The 18,025-nt window shown below is 38.5% G+C and carries 16 protein-coding genes, 1 tRNA gene and 1 other annotated feature; of the genes, 2 read left to right on the top strand and 15 right to left on the bottom strand.

From position 1 onward, the window contains the following. Positions 1-19 precede the first annotated feature (19 nt). Positions 20-187: a DUF3042 family protein gene (locus M2919_RS09340; protein ID WP_023606422.1), complete on the top strand. Its 168-nt coding sequence runs from the start codon at positions 20-22 to the stop codon at positions 185-187. A gap of 105 nt (positions 188-292) precedes the next feature. Here M2919_RS09340 and M2919_RS09335 read toward each other — a convergent pair whose 3' ends face one another. The 12 genes from M2919_RS09335 to M2919_RS09280 all read right to left on the bottom strand — a co-directional run bounded on the left by M2919_RS09335 (position 293) and on the right by M2919_RS09280 (position 13,787). Beyond that, a complete protein-coding gene (locus tag M2919_RS09335; RefSeq protein WP_023606421.1) occupies positions 293-496 on the bottom strand; it encodes a cold-shock protein in 204 nt (67 codons plus the stop codon). Positions 497-611: 115 nt separating this feature from the next. Beyond that, complete coding sequence (radC, locus tag M2919_RS09330; RefSeq protein ID WP_248848743.1) at positions 612-1,298, bottom strand: RadC family protein; 687 nt, start codon at positions 1,296-1,298, stop codon at positions 612-614. A 50-nt stretch (positions 1,299-1,348) separates the two neighbouring features. Next, entirely contained in the window at positions 1,349-2,011 is a 663-nt protein-coding gene (locus M2919_RS09325) for an HAD family hydrolase (protein WP_248848742.1), read from the bottom strand. Then, on the bottom strand, positions 1,999-3,297 hold the full coding sequence (locus tag M2919_RS09320; RefSeq protein WP_248848741.1) for a bifunctional folylpolyglutamate synthase/dihydrofolate synthase: 1,299 nt from the start codon (positions 3,295-3,297) through the stop codon (positions 1,999-2,001). Before M2919_RS09320 ends, M2919_RS09325 begins: the two co-directional genes overlap by 13 nt. A gap of 25 nt (positions 3,298-3,322) precedes the next feature. After that, positions 3,323-5,968, bottom strand: coding sequence for a valine--tRNA ligase (locus M2919_RS09315; RefSeq protein WP_248848740.1), 2,646 nt, complete (start codon positions 5,966-5,968; stop codon positions 3,323-3,325). A gap of 50 nt (positions 5,969-6,018) precedes the next feature. Next, positions 6,019-6,233: a binding site (T-box leader), on the bottom strand. 32 nt (positions 6,234-6,265) lie between these two features. Further along, a complete protein-coding gene (tpx, locus tag M2919_RS09310; protein ID WP_248848739.1) occupies positions 6,266-6,763 on the bottom strand; it encodes a thiol peroxidase in 498 nt (165 codons plus the stop codon). A gap of 78 nt (positions 6,764-6,841) precedes the next feature. Further along, positions 6,842-7,504 carry a redox-sensing transcriptional repressor Rex gene (locus M2919_RS09305; protein WP_126760702.1) on the bottom strand — a complete coding sequence of 221 codons (663 nt, stop codon included), beginning with the start codon at positions 7,502-7,504 and terminating at the stop codon, positions 6,842-6,844. A gap of 150 nt (positions 7,505-7,654) precedes the next feature. Then, positions 7,655-8,872 (bottom strand): tRNA uracil 4-sulfurtransferase ThiI, encoded by a 1,218-nt coding sequence (gene thiI / locus M2919_RS09300; protein ID WP_248848738.1) that lies wholly within the window; start codon positions 8,870-8,872, stop codon positions 7,655-7,657. 25 nt (positions 8,873-8,897) lie between these two features. Then, positions 8,898-10,043, bottom strand: coding sequence for a cysteine desulfurase family protein (locus M2919_RS09295; RefSeq protein ID WP_248848737.1), 1,146 nt, complete (start codon positions 10,041-10,043; stop codon positions 8,898-8,900). 110 nt (positions 10,044-10,153) lie between these two features. After that, positions 10,154-11,878 carry a septation ring formation regulator EzrA gene (locus M2919_RS09290; protein WP_248848736.1) on the bottom strand — a complete coding sequence of 575 codons (1,725 nt, stop codon included), beginning with the start codon at positions 11,876-11,878 and terminating at the stop codon, positions 10,154-10,156. 177 nt (positions 11,879-12,055) lie between these two features. Then, complete coding sequence (locus tag M2919_RS09285) at positions 12,056-12,934, bottom strand: Cof-type HAD-IIB family hydrolase (RefSeq protein ID WP_248848735.1); 879 nt, start codon at positions 12,932-12,934, stop codon at positions 12,056-12,058. Positions 12,935-12,944: 10 nt separating this feature from the next. Further along, on the bottom strand, positions 12,945-13,787 hold the full coding sequence (locus M2919_RS09280) for a DUF72 domain-containing protein (protein WP_248848734.1): 843 nt from the start codon (positions 13,785-13,787) through the stop codon (positions 12,945-12,947). Positions 13,788-13,896: 109 nt separating this feature from the next. Here M2919_RS09280 and M2919_RS09275 point away from each other — a divergent pair, with 109 nt between their 5' ends. Continuing rightward, positions 13,897-14,871, top strand: coding sequence for an asparaginase (locus M2919_RS09275; RefSeq protein ID WP_248848733.1), 975 nt, complete (start codon positions 13,897-13,899; stop codon positions 14,869-14,871). A 38-nt stretch (positions 14,872-14,909) separates the two neighbouring features. On the opposite strand, the gene M2919_RS09270 is transcribed toward M2919_RS09275, so the two are convergent. The 3 genes from M2919_RS09270 to gdhA form a co-directional block, all read right to left on the bottom strand. Beyond that, positions 14,910-14,982, bottom strand: a tRNA-Val gene (locus M2919_RS09270). Between the two features lie 93 nt (positions 14,983-15,075). Further along, the gene (locus tag M2919_RS09265; RefSeq protein ID WP_202585476.1) at positions 15,076-16,425 is read right to left on the bottom strand and encodes a glucose-6-phosphate isomerase; all 1,350 of its coding nucleotides are present in this window, start codon (positions 16,423-16,425) and stop codon (positions 15,076-15,078) included. A gap of 128 nt (positions 16,426-16,553) precedes the next feature. After that, positions 16,554-17,900, bottom strand: coding sequence for an NADP-specific glutamate dehydrogenase (gene gdhA, locus M2919_RS09260; RefSeq protein ID WP_248848732.1), 1,347 nt, complete (start codon positions 17,898-17,900; stop codon positions 16,554-16,556). Positions 17,901-18,025 lie beyond the last annotated feature (125 nt).

Raw genomic sequence — 18,025 nt, 5'->3', positions numbered from 1 at the left:
GTAGAGGAAGGTGATATTCATGAAAAAATTCACTTCAGGATTTGTAACAGGAGCTGCTGTTACAATCGCAACAGTCGCAGGTTTAGCCCTTGGTATTAAAAAAACTGTGATTGATCCAATCGAAGAAAAAGAAAATATTATTGAAGAAAATCGTCGTAAAGCTATGCGTAAAAGTCGCGCTCGCTAATCCCATTTTCTTCAAAAAGCCCCGATTTTGTCATCGAGGCTTTTTTATTTTACCTATAAATACAAAAAAACTTCCTTATCAATCACATGATAAGGAAGGTAGGTTCTATGCTTGTTTTTCTACGTTTGTTGCTTGTGGTCCACGATCTGACTCTTCAATATCAAAAGTCACTGCTTGACCTTCTTCTAATGTTTTAAAACCTTCTCCTTGAATAGCTGAGAAGTGTACGAATACATCGTCGCCTTCTTCGCGTTGGATAAATCCAAAACCTTTTTCTGCATTAAACCATTTTACTGTACCTTGTTCCATCTCTTGTTTCCTCCTTGTGTCATACGACACATTATAAATTCGACAAATCGATTATATGACTTGCCACAAACCTATTTTATACGATGATGAAAACCTTTTCAAGTTTTTTATAGATTTATAAAAGATTTTCTTCACGAAAGCTGATATATCCTTCATGTCCGACAATAATATGGTCTAATAAATCAATTCCAATAATTTCCCCACATTCTTGGACTCGCTTTGTTAATAAGCGGTCTTGCTTAGAGGGCTGTGGATTTCCTGATGGATGATTATGTGCTAATACTATTCGGGCGGCAGAGCATTTTACTGCTTCTTGATAGATTTCACGCGGATGAGCAATCGATTGATTTAACGAGCCAATAAATACTGTTTTTTGTTTAATAATGTCATTTTTAGTGTTTAAGTATAAAGCAATAAGATGTTCTTGCCGTAAATCTTTTAAGCGTATCATCAGTTGTTCTCCGATTTTTTGACTAGATAAAACCTGCCCATATTTAGGTTCCTTTGCTTCACATAGACGTTTCCCTAGCTCTAGTGCCGCTTTCATCTCAATCGCTTTGACTTGTCCAATTCCTTTTATTTGTTGCAATTCCTCAATATTAGCTCGCTTAAGCTCATACAACGATGAAAAAGATTGTAATACATCTTGCGCCAATGCCATGACATCTTTTTCCTTATAACCCGTTCTTAATAAAATTGCCAATAATTCTTGAGTCGATAAATGCTGCTCGCCAGCTGCTAATAATCGTTCTCGTGGCCGATCAGCTTCAAACGTTGTAGCGTTTTGCTTTTTTTGTATCAAAAAAACACCTCCTATATCTATATACGAAAAGGAGGTGTTTCAACTTGTATTTATTTTTTAAACGCTGCTAATATTTCTGCTAATGTCTCCGTCACTGCTACCGTTTTTGCTTTCATCTCATCATCTGGCGACATCAAGTCTGGAACCATTACAACAGGCACACCTGCCGCGTGAGCTGCTCGTACGCCACTAAATGAATCTTCCAACATTAAACATTCTTCTGGTTTTAATCCTAAAGCCTCAACAGCTTTCAAAACTATCTCGGGATCTGGCTTAGGATATGTCACATCTTCAGCTGAAAAAACGGCTTTAAAATAGTGTGTTAAATTAGCTTCTCTTAATAAAATATCAATAAAACGTCGTAGATTACTTGAAGCAACGACACAAGGTATGTCTTGTCGCTTTAGCTCCTCTAACAATTCTCTAACAGAAGGTTTTAACGGTGTCGTACCTTCTGAAAAGCGCTCATGAACGACTTGATGTCCTTCCTTAACAAAAGCGGTCAACTTTTCTTCCGTCATATGCGGGTAATCACGTAAATACTTTTGAAAAGAAAGCGCATCGGATAAGCCAACGTGTTCCAACATATACGCTTCATCTAAATCATGCATGCCATACTTAGGTGCTAACGCGACATTGACCTCTATATAAACTTTTTCTGTATCAAATAATAAACCATCCATATCAAAAATGACACCTTTTACTTTTTCCAATTATATGCCTCCTCTAGAATAAATTCTCTAACTTGGGAAATAAAATAGAGTGAACCTGTTACTAATAAATAATCGTCCTCGCTTGACGTATAAGACGAAATGAACGTTTGCCAACTAGAGACCCATTGCTCTTCACGTAAGCCAGCTTCTACGTAACCGACTTTTTTAACCGCACGTGGATAGTCAAATGTTGTCACTTTTAGCGTGACGTTTGGAATCGTTTGAAATAATGCCATCATATGTTGAATATCTTTTGTCGCAATAGCCGCAAAAAGAATCGTGACGTGTTTATCTTGCCATTGTTGCGTCACTACTTCTTTCAAACGCATGACTGCTGGCTCATTATGAGCCCCATCTAAATAGATTGCGGGATAGTCGATGATTTTCTCCAAGCGTCCCGGCCATCTTACAGCTCGAAGACTTGCTTGCATTTTTTCCACAGAAAACGAGTGAGCTAACTGTGGCATCACTAGTTGACACGTCATTATCGCCACAGCTGCGTTTTCAAGCTGATGATTCCCTTCTAATGCCACTTCAAAGTCAAAAGACTCGTTTTTAGAGTGGAATTTTCCGCCATTGTCAGTAGCTTTCTGAAATACTGAAACATTAAAATCCTGTCCAAATTCAAAAAGTTGACTGTGTTGTTTCGTCGCCACTGAACGAATTACTCGTGTCGCATCTACTGGGAGGTTACCTAGCACAACCGGCGTTTCGTATTTTATAATCCCAGCTTTTTGATACGCGATTTTTTCTATGCTATCTCCTAAGATATCCATATGATCTAAACCAATAGTCGTAATCACTGATACTAAGGGATGAATCACATTAGTACAATCGAGTAAACCACCTAAGCCAACCTCAACCAATGCTACATCGACTTGTTGCTCATAAAAATAGAGAAACATCATCGCCGTAATAATCTCGAACTCTGTCATATGCATGACGGAGGCCTCTTGGTCCATCTCTTCGACGATTGGGCGGATACGCTGTACTAAGTCCGTCAAATCATCATCTGCGATAGGGACGCCATTTAAGCTAATACGCTCATTAAATGTGACTAAATACGGTGAGGTGAAACTTCCTACATGGAATCCTTCACGAATTAGATAGTCTCGGACCATGGATAAGGTCGAGCCTTTACCATTCGTCCCACCGATATGCACGGTTTTTATCTTTTTTTCAGGAGAGCCAAGTTTCTTTAACAATGTTTCAATTCGGATGAGGCCCGGACGCGAGCCAAAAGCAACACGTCCGTGAATCCAATCCAATGCTTCTTGATAATTCATTTTTCTCCCCCTTATATTAAGAAGGTTAGTTTAACTGAGAAAGTGAGGCAATGCGTTCTTTAACAGAGGCTTGTTTCGCTAAATAATCTTGCTCTTTTTCTCGTTCAGCTTGAACCACCTTTTCAGGTGCATTGGCTACAAAACGTTCATTCGCTAACTTCCCTTGTACTAACTGCACTTCTTTTGTCCATTTCTCTAGTTCTTTTTCTAAACGCTTGATTTCTTCTTCAATATTGATTAAATCAGCAAGTGGTAAGTAAATTTCGGCTCCTTTAATGACGGCACTCATAGCTGTTTCTGGTGCGACAATGTCAGCTGAAATTTCAAGTGTTTCCGGGTTACAAAAACGCTCAATATAAGATGTATTCGTTTCAAGAAAAGCTTGTGTCACATCATCTTTCGTTTTAATTAATAGCGTAATTGGTTTTGACATAGGGGTATTAACTTCTGCACGAATATTACGAACAGCGCGTATCAAGTCTTTTAATACTTCCATGCCTTCAGTTGCTTTTTCATCTAAGTAAGAAACGTCCGCTACTGGATAATCAGCGACGACAATTGACTCACCTTGATGAGGTATGCTGTCCCAAATTTCTTCTGTTACAAATGGCATGATTGGATGTAATAAGCGTAAAATATTATCTAAGACATGAACAAGAACGCTACGTGTCATAGCTTTTTGTTGCTCATCTTCGCCGTATAATACTTCTTTACTCATTTCGATATACCAATCACAAAAATCATCCCAGATAAAGTTATAGAGATGACGACCGGCCTCACCAAATTCAAATCGTTCAAATAAATCTGACACTTCTACAATCGTCGCATTTAAGCGTGCTAAAATCCATTTATCCGCAACCGTCTTATGTCCGTCTAATTGAATGTCTTCATATGTCATATCGTCAATATTCATCAGTACGAAACGACTAGCATTCCAAATCTTATTAATAAAATTCCATGCAGCATCCATTTTATCGTAACTAAAGCGCATGTCCTGTCCTGGCGTAGAGCCTGTCGATAAGAACCAACGTAACGCGTCCACTCCGTATTGGTCGATAACATCCATTGGGTCGATACCATTGCCAAGAGATTTACTCATTTTACGTCCGTCTTCCGCTCGGATTAATCCATGCATTAAAACATTTTCAAATGGACGCTCTCCTGTAAACTCTAAACTTTGGAAAATCATTCGACTCACCCAGAAGAAGATGATGTCATAACCTGTGACTAAAGTCGACGTTGGGAAATAACGCTGATAGTCCGCATTGTCTTCGTCCGGCCAGCCTAATGTTGAAAACGGCCACAAGGCAGAGCTAAACCATGTATCTAAAACATCCTCATCACGACGCCAATTTTCGCTGTCGGCTGGAGCTTCTTCTCCAACATACATCTCACCTGTTTCACAATGATACCATGCAGGAATCTGGTGTCCCCACCATAGCTGACGTGAGATAACCCAGTCGTGAACATTTTCCATCCAACGCATGAATGTTTGATTAAAACGAGGTGGATAGAAGTTCACAGCCTCATCTGTCGCTTGATTGTCCATCGCTTTTTGGGCTAATGGCGCCATCTTAACGAACCACTGAGTCGACAGACGTGGCTCAACGACAACACCCGTCCGTTCAGAATGTCCCACACTGTGAGTCATTTTTTCTATTTTGACTAAATAACCAGCTGACTCTAAATCTTTAATAATTTGTTTACGCGCATCAAAGCGGTCCATCCCTGCATACGCTGCGACAGTATCATTCATTGTACCATCATCATTCATCACGTTAACTCGTGGTAAATCATGACGATTTCCCACCTCAAAGTCATTAGGGTCATGAGCTGGGGTGATTTTTACGACCCCTGTTCCAAATTCCATATCGACATATTCATCTGCAATAATCGGAATCTCTTTTTCTACGATGGGTAATATTACCGTCTTGCCGATAAGCGCTTGATAACGCTCATCATCTGGATGAACTGCAACTGCTGTGTCTCCAAGCATTGTTTCAGGGCGTGTCGTCGCAATTTCTAATGTTTGACCACTGCCATCAGCTAACGGATAAGCCATGTGATAAAAAGCACCTTCTACATCTTTATGAATCACTTCGATGTCAGATAAAGCCGTTTTCGCTTTCGGATCCCAGTTGATGATATATTCTCCACGATAGATTAAGCCTTTTTTATATAATTGAACGAAAACGCGATTAACTGCTTGTGACAAGCCTTCATCTAGTGTAAAACGCTCGCGACTGTAATCCACAGAAATACCTAACTTGGCCCACTGTTCGCGAATGTGGTCGGCATATTCTTCTTTCCACTCCCACGTTTTTTCTAAGAACGCTTCACGACCTAAATCGTAACGACTCACTCCTTCAGTCGCAAGCTTTTCTTCTACCTTCGCTTGCGTTGCAATTCCAGCGTGATCCATACCTGGTAGCCATAAAGTATCATAGCCTTGCATACGCTTATGACGAATAATAATATCTTGTAGCGTTGTATCCCACGCGTGGCCTAAATGTAATTTTCCAGTAACATTTGGTGGAGGCAATACAATCGAATATGGTTTGGCATCGGGATTACCGCTTGGTTTAAAATAGCCACCTGCTAACCATTTTTCGTAGCGTCCTGCTTCTACTTCTTTTGGCATATACTTTGTCGATAAATTTTTTTCAGTCATTTTAGCCATCCTTTCTTTCATAAAAAAAAGCCCTAAACATACGGATGTATGTTTAGGGCGAATTCATCACGGTACCACCTAAATTTCAGTAAATGCATGTATTTACTGCTCATTCTGTATGTAACGAATACAACTCGTCGTGAGAAACTAATAGTCACACGAAACTCCCAAGCTACCTTCATAAGTCTCTTTTAAAAATCTTCCACCAATGATTTTCTCTCTATAAAAAGGGGGACTTACTACTCCTCTTGTTCATCGTCTTTCTATTAGTTTACAAGATAGTTTTGACAAAATCAACTACGAGTTAATCAATTCTTTTAGAGCTGCTAACGCTTCGTCATAATCTGGTTCTTGTTTGATTTCAGGAACAATTTGCACGTACGCAATTTTTCCATCTGTATCAATAATGAAAATCGAGCGAGCAAAAATACCCAATTCCTCAATAAGAATGCCGTATTCACGTCCAAAGAATAACTCAGGATCATGTAACATTTCCATATCGATGCCTTCACCTGCACACCAATTTTGTTGCTCTTCTCGTGAGTTTTTTGAAATTGTGACAAGTTTTGCCTCAGTTATTTTATTTGCTTCTTGATTAAAACGTTTCGTTTGTAATTGACAAACGCCTGTTTCAATGTCCGGTACAACATTTAATAAAACGGGTTGTGTTAATAAGTTTGCTAATTGAACAGGTTCATTGTTCAAATTATTTAAACTAAAATCTGGTGCTTTGTCGCCTACTTTTAAATCATTTCCAACTAATGTTACAGCTTCGCCACCTAAAGTTACTTTCATAAACTTATTCCCCTTTCTTGTGTTACTTTCTATTATAAAGGAATCGTCAAGAAATTAACATTAGAACGACTTGTTGTCTTATTCACCAAAGTTAAATTGTTTCGTTGAGGTGAAATTCTCATCGAAATAAATCAACGTTTGTAACTCAGTTGTTAAATCGATATATTGAACTTTAACGTTATCAGGGACACGCAAACGATTAGGCGAGAAGGTTAAAATCGCGGTCACACCATTTTCAATCGCTAAATCTACGACATCCTGTGTATGCTTACTCGGAACGGTCGAGACTAAAGTTGTAACGCCTTCTTTTTTTAACGTTTCTGGCATCTCAGATAGGTCTTGTACGACAATATCACGAACCGTTTGGCCCACAATCTCTGGATTCGTATCAAACGCGCAAACAATGTTTAAATTATGATTACGTCTAAAATTATAACGAGCTAACGCTTTACCAAGATTTCCTACTCCGACTAACGCTATCGGTTTTTCCACTTGCGTATTTAAGACATGCCCAAAAACTTCAATCAAATAGCTCACATCATAACCGTAACCACTCCGACCTAGTTCGCCAAAGTGAGAAAAATCACGACGTATGGTCGCAGATGGGATTTGAATCATTCGACTAAATTCTTTAGATTTGATACGTTCAACATGAGATTCTTCTAATTTTTTTAAATATCGATAATATAACGGGATTCTTTTCGCTGTCGCGTTGGGAATTTTATACTCCTTCATTTTCATCATCCACCTCTTGTTAATCTTTTCACACTAAAGTGTATCATTCATTGTGAAAGAATACAACTAAAGTTTGTGATTTTACATACTTATTCTAAAAAAGACAAGAAAAAACCACTTAATCATTGCACATTCAATGACAAGTGGCTTGTTAAATTATAATAAATCTGTGAAGTCTTCTTCTTTTGCTTGCAAAAATTGGTCGCGACTATTAATTTCTTCAATCGTAATACCTGCTAAGGCACGTTCTATTAATCCTTCAACATCTAGTCGTTGCTCGTATTGTATACACTTTTCTAATTTAGGTTTTGTTTTCGGTTGAGGTGGCGCAAATATCGTACAACAATCTTCAAATGGTTGAATCGCTAAATCAAATGTGTCGATTTCTTCTGCCAGTTTGATGATTTCAGTCTTATCGGTTGAAATAAGAGGACGTAAAATAGGTGTGTTCGTTACATCGTTGATTGCGACCATGCTTTCCAACGTTTGAGAAGCAACCTGTCCTAATGATTCCCCATTAAAAATAGCCAATGCTTTACGCTGTTCACGAATAGCATCTGTCAAACGCAACATGAAACGACGTGTAATCGTCATGAGATACCCAGGTGGAACCTCTTTTTTAATCGCTTCTTGAATTTCTGTGAAAGGGACTGTGATAAATTGGATACTCCCTACATACGGCGTTAACTTGACCGTTAAATCTTTTGCTTTGTTTAAAGCAGCTTCACTCGTATAAGGCGGACTATAAAAATGAACCATTTCTAATTCAACTCCGCGCTTCATAGCTAAGTAACCGGCTACTGGTGAATCAATCCCTCCTGAGAGCATTAACACCGACTTACCACTCGAACCAACAGGTAAGCCGCCTGCACCATGAAACATTTCTGAAGATAAAAAAGCCCCGTTGTGACGTATATCTACTCGCACGTCGATATCTGGTTGTTTCATCTGAGCTTGAATACCAGGTATTGCTTCAATAACGGCATGACCAATTTCACGATTTAATTCCCGTGTATCAAGTGGAAATTCTCTGTCAGCTCGTTTCGTCGTGATTTTAAATGTCTGACCTTCTTCATAACGCTCTTTTACCATCTCAATCGCCGTTTGATAAATAACAGATAATTCTTTTTCTACTTGAATCGCTGGTGAAAAAGTCTGAATACCAAATACTGGTTTTAAGGCTGCTATTATAGGCTGACTTGGCTCTCCATTGAGTTTTAAATGCATACGGTCACGATGCGCTTGGACTTTCACATTAGGAAAAGCATGCAAGGTATTTCTAACATTTCGTCCTAATTGATTAATAAATGCTTTACGATTACGGCCTTTTGTTGATAACTCACCGTATCGCACCATAATTTCTGTATATTCCATAATAAATCCTTTCCCTATTTAACTTTTAGAAGGCTTGTGTAAACTTTTTATAAAGATGATCAAAAACGATTAAAAATTGTTCGACCTCTGGCAAGGTAGACGTTTCTGAAAAACTCACGCGTACAGCTGTCGTTGCTTGTTTTTCAGGAACATGCATGGCTTTTAACGTCCCATGTGTACTTACTTTTTTACTTGAACACGCACTGGTTGTAGAGATGTAGATATCTTTTTCTTCAAAAGCGTGAACGAGTACTTCTCCTCGAATGTTTTTTAAACCAAAACAGACAATATGTGGCGCGAACGCTTCTGTTGATTCTGAAAACAACGTCACATTGTCATATTCTGACAAAGAAGCAATCAGATAATCACGCAAGCGTGTCATATGCGTTTCTTTTAGCGACACATCTGTCAGCTGTAAACGTAAAGCACGTGACATTGCGACAATCCCTGCTAAGTTTTCCGTTCCACTTCTTTTACCATGTTCTTGCCCACCACCGGTAATAAGAGAAGCAAGCTTACGACCTTTACGCCAATACAACAAGCCCACTCCCTTAGGACCATGAAATTTATGTGCCGATAAACTCGCAAAATCAACACGCTCCGTCAACCACGCGGTAAACGGAACTTTCCCTATTGCTTGCACGGCATCCACATGAAAATGAATCGCTGGATAATCTTTTAACAGGTCACTAATTTCGGAAATAGGTTGAATCGTCCCAATTTCATTATTTACCGCCATACACGAAACAAGTATTGTATCTTTGCGAATTAGTTTTTCAAGCTCTGAAACAATGACTTTACCTTGAGTATCTACAGGCGCATAACTTATTTCAAAACCCGCTTTAGCTAACTGTTCACATGAACGATAGACAGAAGCATGCTCTACACTTGAAACAATAATGTGTTTACCAAAAGCCGCTTTTTCTAACGCAGTTCCTTTTAATACCCAATTATTACTTTCTGTTCCACCACTAGTAAAATAAATTTCTTCTGGTGCTACCTCTAATAATTCAGCCGTTTGTTTACGAGACTGTTCTAGCAAACGTGTGCTTTGACTCCCCAATCGATGTAAACTTGAAGGGTTACCTATCATCCGCTCTGTAGTCTGGATATATGTTTGCAAAACACTCGGTAATACCGGGGTTGTCGCACTATTATCAAAATAAATCATTCTATCGTCTCCTTGTAAAATTCTTTCCTATTATAGACCTTCTCTTTCATGAGCGCAACTTTCACACAAGCAAAAAAGCTAAAACAGACGGGCTGCTTTAGCTTTCCTGATTAATACATCATTTCTTTATTTTGGAAATAAATGGATTCAATTCGTTTAAAAGCTCCAGGTTCTACCGCTTCTAATGCGACACCAATTTCATCCAACGCTGTTTGATAACGATATTCTTCTGTGAAGAAATGCAAGCTCTTATTAATCGCTTGTTCAATTTGTGGATGACTGTGACGGTAACGATTAGCGTACTGTAACATTTGTTCCGTTAATGCCGCACTGTCGACTAACTCATTCGTTTTTTCATCTAACAGCATCATATCTTCGTCACAATAAGCCACTAACTGATTAATCTCATCCATGTCAATTCGAATCTTACTTAATTCACGTGAAAGCTCTTCAACACGGTCGGTTGCCACAAAAAAGAATTCTAAATACTCTTGTGGAACACCAGGTAAACGTTGTTGATCAACGTAACGCTTCATGCGACGCAACTTAAATTCATACGATTCAATCTTTTCAGCTGCGACTTCTTCGTCTTTACGCAGATTTTTCAAGCTGTCGCTAATTTCTACTTGTTGATTTTCCGTATCTTCCATCATGTTTAAACTTGCTTCAATGGCTTCAGCACTTTCGCTGTAAATCACTGTTTCATCTTTTAAGTGTTCTTGAATTTGTAATAATTGACGTTCAATTCCTTCAAGCTGTGTTTGGAATGAGCGTGTCATGCCTAGCTCATTATTATTTAATGTATAGCTTTGAGACGTATGATCTAGCTCTATCATTAAATTACGATTATTTTTCATCACATGAGCCACAAATTTTAAGGCCACATCGAGATTTTTTTCGACATATTGACGAGCTTCAATTTCTTTTTCTAAACGCTCATATAACTGATCAATTCGTGTTGTCACTATACTACTAATATTTTGGACTTCTGTTAGTTCCATTTTCTTCAATGCTGATAACGCATCATCAATCTGACCACGAGTTTGACGAACTTCTTCAGGTAAATCTTTCGTAGGGAATTGATAGTGTTGCTCTAACAGTTTATTATAGCCCGCCTCAATTTCGTCCAATTGACTTGGGAAAGTATCTGTTAACTCTGATACTAACGGTGGTATATCATCCACTAAGTCAGCTAAAGCGTATGTATCTTCTTCTGCTTGAACTAAAACCGTACGAGCTTCCATAGGATCGCCAGAAGAGTTTAAATTAACAAATTGTTTAAAACTCTTTTCAATTTCTTCTGCTTTTTCTTGAACTACTGGTAAAGCAGGACCAAATGAGTCTGATTCATTTTTAATCTGCTCATTAAGTTCACCAAACTGGTCGAGAGCTTCTTGTACAGCTAAAGAATTACGCTCTTCACTGTCTTTTAACTCTTTCAACCCTTGACGAATTTCAGCGACTTCCGTTTCCATTTCGGTCATCGTTTCATCTACGGCAACAATGGCGTCTTTTACATTGAAAAAACGAAACGTTTCATTTAAATTTTCAACTTCAAATATGCGACTTTCTAATTCTGCGAAAGAAGATGTCGAAATATCTTCCCACTTTTGACTCCATTCACGAAACGTATTTTGACTTTGACCTACCAAGTGCATTTTTTTAATCTCATCGACTTCATCAAATACAGGCAAATCAAACAAATCTAGTTTACGCTGTTCTAATTTTTTTAATTTTTCTTCATTTCGCCGCTTCATCAGAACTCCTATAACATAGGAAATTGCCGCTATGACAATGATGATAACGAAAACCAGTAAAATGGTATTGGATTTCATTGACGTTCCTCCATTATGCTTTTTTATAGGCAACATTTCTTTATTTTATCTATGGATAGTTATAATTTTTCATTATCCCAGTATTTTTCAACTATTTTTCATTATATCATAACTTTGTATGTGATTCACTAGAAATCTTATTTTTATCTTCCTTTTATCTGATGCTAAGAACTTCTATTACTTTCTATATTGTTGAACGACTTTCCATTCATCTTCATTAAGTATTCCAGCGAGATACAAACCTCTCGCAATACCATCTTCGTTATGGCTAGTCGTGATAATATCCGCTTGTTTTTTAATTTCCTCTGCGGCATTCCCCATAGCCACACCGATACCAACCCCATTTAACATCTCAGAATCATTCCAACTATCACCAAATGCAGCCGCCTCTTCGACTTGCAAACCATAATAATCTAAAACTGCCTCAATCCCCTTCATTTTAGAGCCCTCTTCAGAAATTATATCGGCACTATACGGATTTGAACGGGTGATTTTACACGGCGGTAAGTCTTTTTCAATCGCTACTTGCTCCGCTTTACTCAGCATCATAATAATTTGATAGACAGGTCTTTTTGTCCATTTCACACGATTTTTGCCGCGACACCGACTCTTTATCCAACTTTTCAGTTGCTGCATATTTTGAAGCATGGCATCACTTTTAGGGAGATAGCGCTTGAGTCGCTTAGCATATGGTTTTTGCGCAAATAACATAAAACGACTTCCTCTTAGTTGGTTCGCCTCTCCTAGTAACAATGAATATTGTTGGTCTTGCGCTATCCTAATGATCGTTTCAACCGTCTCTGGCGCTAGTGGTTCTTCACGCAGTATTTCTTTCTGGTTCTCTGTATAGGTAAACTGTCCATTATACGTCACATAGACGTCCATCTCCATTCCATCAACTTGGCGGTCAAGTCGATACGGTCCTCGTCCTGTCGCAATCGCACAGATAACTCCTTTGTTCTTTAGTAAATCGATTGCCATACGCGTGCTAGGTAAAACTTTAGCACTGTCATTAACAAGGGTGCCGTCGATATCAAAAAATACGATTTTTATCATGTTACACATCCTAAAAAAGTGTTGTCTGTTTTGGATGCAAATCGTGATACTCAAGCTTCATGCTTTCTATCACGTTCAAGGCATTGACCCCTGCATCTCCGCCAGAATTATTATTAAAAATAACATAAAGTGATTCAACTTCCTGTACCATTTTAATAAAATCTTTTTGTAAACTCGCAAGCTCTCGTTCATTATAGCGATAAAGCGTTCGAAATTTACGCCAGTCCTCGTCCTTCCTTTGCCAGCCCTCTAACGAGCGACCGTGAAGACGAACGACGCCAGTAGTCTTCGTGGTAGTGACAGGCATATAAGGCACCGACTCGTCTGGAACCTGCGGCTCATCAACCGTGACCAACGTTAACTGGTGATAGGTTAAAAAAGCTATCGTCTTATCTTTGTACTCCGGGCTTAGCCAACTCTGATGACGAAACTCAACAGCTACGGGCAGTTTCCCACAGATTCGTTTTAAACGTTTGAGATAGACTAACGACGCTGTCTCACAGCGAAATGTCGGCGGAAACTGAAATAAAATGGCTGCTAATTTTCCAGAATCTTTTAATGGCGAAATGGCTGCTTGATAGCGAGCATACATCTCTTTTTCACTTTCAAAAAAGTCGCTCCATGACCGATGAAGTGTCATAGCTTGATGCGCTTTAACGATAAATTTAAATGAATCTGGCGTTTGCTCCACCCACTTTTTAACCGTATCAGGATGAGGTATCGCATAAAAAAAGGTATCGACTTCTACAACAGGGAAAGTTGAAGCATACTCTGCCAAAGTTAATTGATTTTTTTGAAAAAGATGACCATGCTCTGACCACGTTGTTAATCCGATTTTTATCACTTTTTTCACCTTTCCCTCTTTATTTGCTTAAATTTTAGCCGATATAAGGTAAAATAGCAATGAAGGTGTTATCAACACTATTGATTCAACGCTTAAAAGATGAAAAAAGGAGTCCATCATGAAAAAAATATTAGTATTACACACAGGCGGGACGATTGCGATGAGTGAAGATCATCAAACAGGTGCAGTCACTACGACGGGCTTGAACCCTCTCTTACACCAACAACTACAATTTGATGAAGATACGCAATTAATTATCGAAGACTTTTTACAGCTACCTTCTCCATATATGACACCTAGCTACATGCTCTTAATAAAAGAACGTATTCTAACTGGAATCGATGAAGGTATCACGGGCGTGGTGATTACGCATGGGACAGATACATTAGAAGAAACGGCTTATTTTTTAGATGTGACGATTGGTGACCGTATTCCCATTGTACTAACAGGCGCGATGCGTTCTAGCAATGAAATCGGAGCAGACGGCTTATATAATTATCAAACGGCTATTAGAGTGGCAAGCTGCGATGAGTCCATTGGTAAAGGCACCCTAGTCGTAATGAACGACGAAATTCACACGGCTCGTTATGTCACAAAAACACATACGACAAACGTCGCGACTTTCCGAACACCGACTTTTGGCCCCATTGGTCTAGTTACAAAGCAGCATATTACCTTTTATCAACAGTTAATTGAACATCATTGTTTAAATATTGAGTCAGTCAATGGGACGATTCCTATTATTAAGGCTTATGCCGGTTTAGGCGACAGCTTATTTCCGATGATTTTAGGTAGTAATATCGATGGGCTCGTCATAGAAGCCTTAGGCGCAGGAAACTTACCTCCCGAAACACTCCCTGCTCTTGATCATTTACTAGAAAAAAATGTCCCAGTCGTTTTAGTATCTCGTTGTTTTAACGGTGTCGTAGAAGGTGTTTATGATTATGACGGTGGCGGTCGTCAGTTAGAAAAAAAAGGGGTTATCTTTTGTAATGGCCTCAACAGTCAAAAAGCGCGCCTTAAACTATTAGTCGGCTTAAATGCTGGTCTGGACGACAAGCAGCTCTATGATTTTTTAGTGGAACATGTGTAAATAAAAAAAAGCTTTGACGCATGCGTCAAAGCTTTTTATGGTCCCGACTGGTCTCGAACCAGCGACCCCTACCTTGTCGAGGTAGTGCTCTCCCAACTGAGCTACGGAACCGAACTAATTACGATTATAAGCGAAGAACGAAAATATGTCAAAGCCTTTTCAAAAAGAAAAAGACTTACCTTTAAAGGTAAGTCTTTTTGGCAATTATAAACGTTCGTTTAATTCTTTCGCTAAGTCTTCAAAACCAGGTTTACCTAATAAAGCAAACATATTTTTCTTGTATGCTTCAACTCCCGGTTGGTCAAATGGATTGACACCATTTAAATAGCCAGAAACGCCGACTGCTTTTTCAAAGAAGTACATTAAATAACCTAATGTATAAGCATTTTGTTCAGGAATTGTAACGACAAAGTTTGGTACGTCCCCATCTGTATGGGCTAACAATGTTCCTTGGAAAGCTTTTGTATTAACAAAGTCAATATCTTTTCCTTGTAAATAACCTAAGCCATCTAAATCTTTTTCTGCCATAGGAATATCTAGGTTTAAACGAGGTTTGTCAACTTTAATAACCGTCTCAAAGATGTTACGACGTCCTTCTTGAATGTATTGTCCAAGTGAGTGTAAGTCTGTTGAGAAGTTGGCACTTGAAGGATAAATTCCTTTTTGGTCTTTCCCTTCAGATTCGCCAAATAATTGTTTCCACCATTCAGAGAAGTATTGCAAGCTTGGCTCGTAATTAATTAGTAATTCAGTCACTTTTCCTTTACGGTATAAAACATTACGTAACGCAGCATATTGATAAGCAATGTTGTCTTCTAACTTATCTGTAGCAAAATCTTTGCTTGCTTGAGCAGCACCAGACATTAATTCATCAATATCAGCACCACTGGCTGCAATTGGCAATAAACCAACCGCTGTTAAGACTGAGAAACGACCTCCAACATCATCTGGAATCACAAACGTTTGCCATCCTTCAACGTCAGCCTCTTCTTTTACTGCTCCACGTGCTTTATCTGTTGTCGCATAAATACGTTTGTTTGCTTCTTCTTTTCCGTATTTTTTGATTAATAATTCTTTAAAGACACGGAATGCAATAGCAGGTTCTGTTGTTGTTCCAGATTTTGAAATAACGTTAACAGAAAAATCACGATCTCCAATAATATGAATTAAATCTGCTAAATAAGATGAGCTAATACTATTTCCAGCAAAAAAGACTTGGGGTGCTTTACGTTCATCTTTGTCTAACAAGTTATAGAATGAGTGGTGTAAGAAATCAACCGCTGCTTTTGCCCCTAAATATGAACCACCAATTCCAATCACGACTAAAACTTCAGAGTCTGATTGAATTTTTTCAGCTGCTTTTTTAATACGAGCAAACTCTTCTTTATCATAATTAGTTGGTAAATCAATCCAACCTAGGTAGTCGCTCCCTGCACCTGTTCCTTCATGAAGTGCTTGATGTGCTGCTGTTACTTGTGTTTGCATGTATCCCAACTCGTGTTCTCCAATAAAACGATCCACTACGTTAGAATAATCAAATTGAATGTGTGCCATTCTTGTTCCTCCTTCAAAGGTTTCGAATTTCCTTACTTCCTATACTTTACGTTTTTTTCAGTTTTTTTTCAAGCTTTCAAGCTGATTATTACAAGGAAGAAACATTACGCTTTGTTCAATAACGATACCTATACCAATCCTTGTGAAAGCATTCCTTGCGCAACTTTAGCAAAACCTGCTATATTAGCACCGGCAACCAAGTTGTTTTTTTCAGCATATTCACAAGCCGTTTGTTGACAAGTTTCGTAAATGTTCAACATTATTTCATCAAGTTTTTGATCGACTTCTGAAAAACTCCAAGCAAGTCGTTGCGAATTCTGTGCCATTTCCAAAGCTGATACAGCTACTCCTCCAGCATTTGCTGCTTTTCCTGGACAATAGATAACATGGTTTTGTTGGTATGCTTGAATCGCTTCTAAATCTGATGGCATGTTTGCGCCTTCTGCCACAATTTTTACCCCTGCTTTTATCATGTCTTGCGCCAAGTGTTGCGTGATTTCATTTTGAGTAGCGCATGGTAAAGCAATTTCATATGGAGCAGATAACGACCATACCGATTCATTTGCAACATAAGTCGCTTCAGGATGAACTTCTAAATAAGCTGAAATACGTCCGCGTTGTTCTTCTTTGATTTTTTTAACTGTCTCTAAATCAATTCCTTTTTCATCATAAATATAACCAGAAGAATCACTACATGTTAGGACAAGAGCTCCTAATGATTGAGCCTTTTCTATAGCATAGATAGCTACATTTCCACTACCAGAAACAACCACTCGTTTGTTTTCCAAGAGCTCTTCTTGATCGGCTAATAAATGTTTAACAAAATAAACGAGACCATAGCCTGTTGCCTCTTTTCGCGCTAAGCTCCCCCAAAAATCGACAGGTTTTCCTGTTAAAACGCCTGCTTGAAACGAGTTTAGACGTTTGTACTGTCCAAATAAATAGCCAATCTCGCGATGCCCTACTCCTATATCTCCAGCAGGTACATCTGTATCCGGCCCTATATATTTTTGTAACTCGGTCATAAAGCTTTGGCAAAAACGCATAATTTCTGCGTCAGACTTGCCTTTAGGATCAAAATCGCTACCTCCCTTACCACCACCAATAGGTAAAGACGTCAACGCATTTTTAAAAATCTGTTCAAAAGCTAAAAATTTCATAATACTTTCATTAACACTTGGATGAAAACGAATCCCGCCTTTATAAGGTCCAAGTGTAGAATTATATTGAACACGATAACCATGATTAGCATGCCATTTTCCTTCATCATCTTGCCATGGCACACGAAATTGTATTAAACGCTCTGGAATAATTAAAAGGGATAACAGGTCATGCTCGATAATTTCTGGATGTTCTGCCAAATAAGGTGCAATCGTTGGTAAAAACTCTGCTGTCGCTTGAATGAACTCCGTTTGTCCTTGATATTTTTGCTCAATTTGGTGTTGTAGCGTCGTTAAATATTGATTCACTGTCATAAAATCCCTTCTTTCTTGTTTCTTTTCTCATTATATCTTAACTTTTCTGAAAAAAACAGAAAAAATATCCTATCACATCACTAGTTGTGCGTCTTTGGCTATGATAAACTAAAGACGAATGGAGG

Source organism: Vagococcus lutrae, from assembly GCF_023299185.1.
Taxonomy (GTDB): Bacteria; Bacillota; Bacilli; order Lactobacillales; family Vagococcaceae; genus Vagococcus_A; species Vagococcus_A lutrae.
This window is presented reverse-complemented; position numbering and strand designations above follow the sequence as displayed.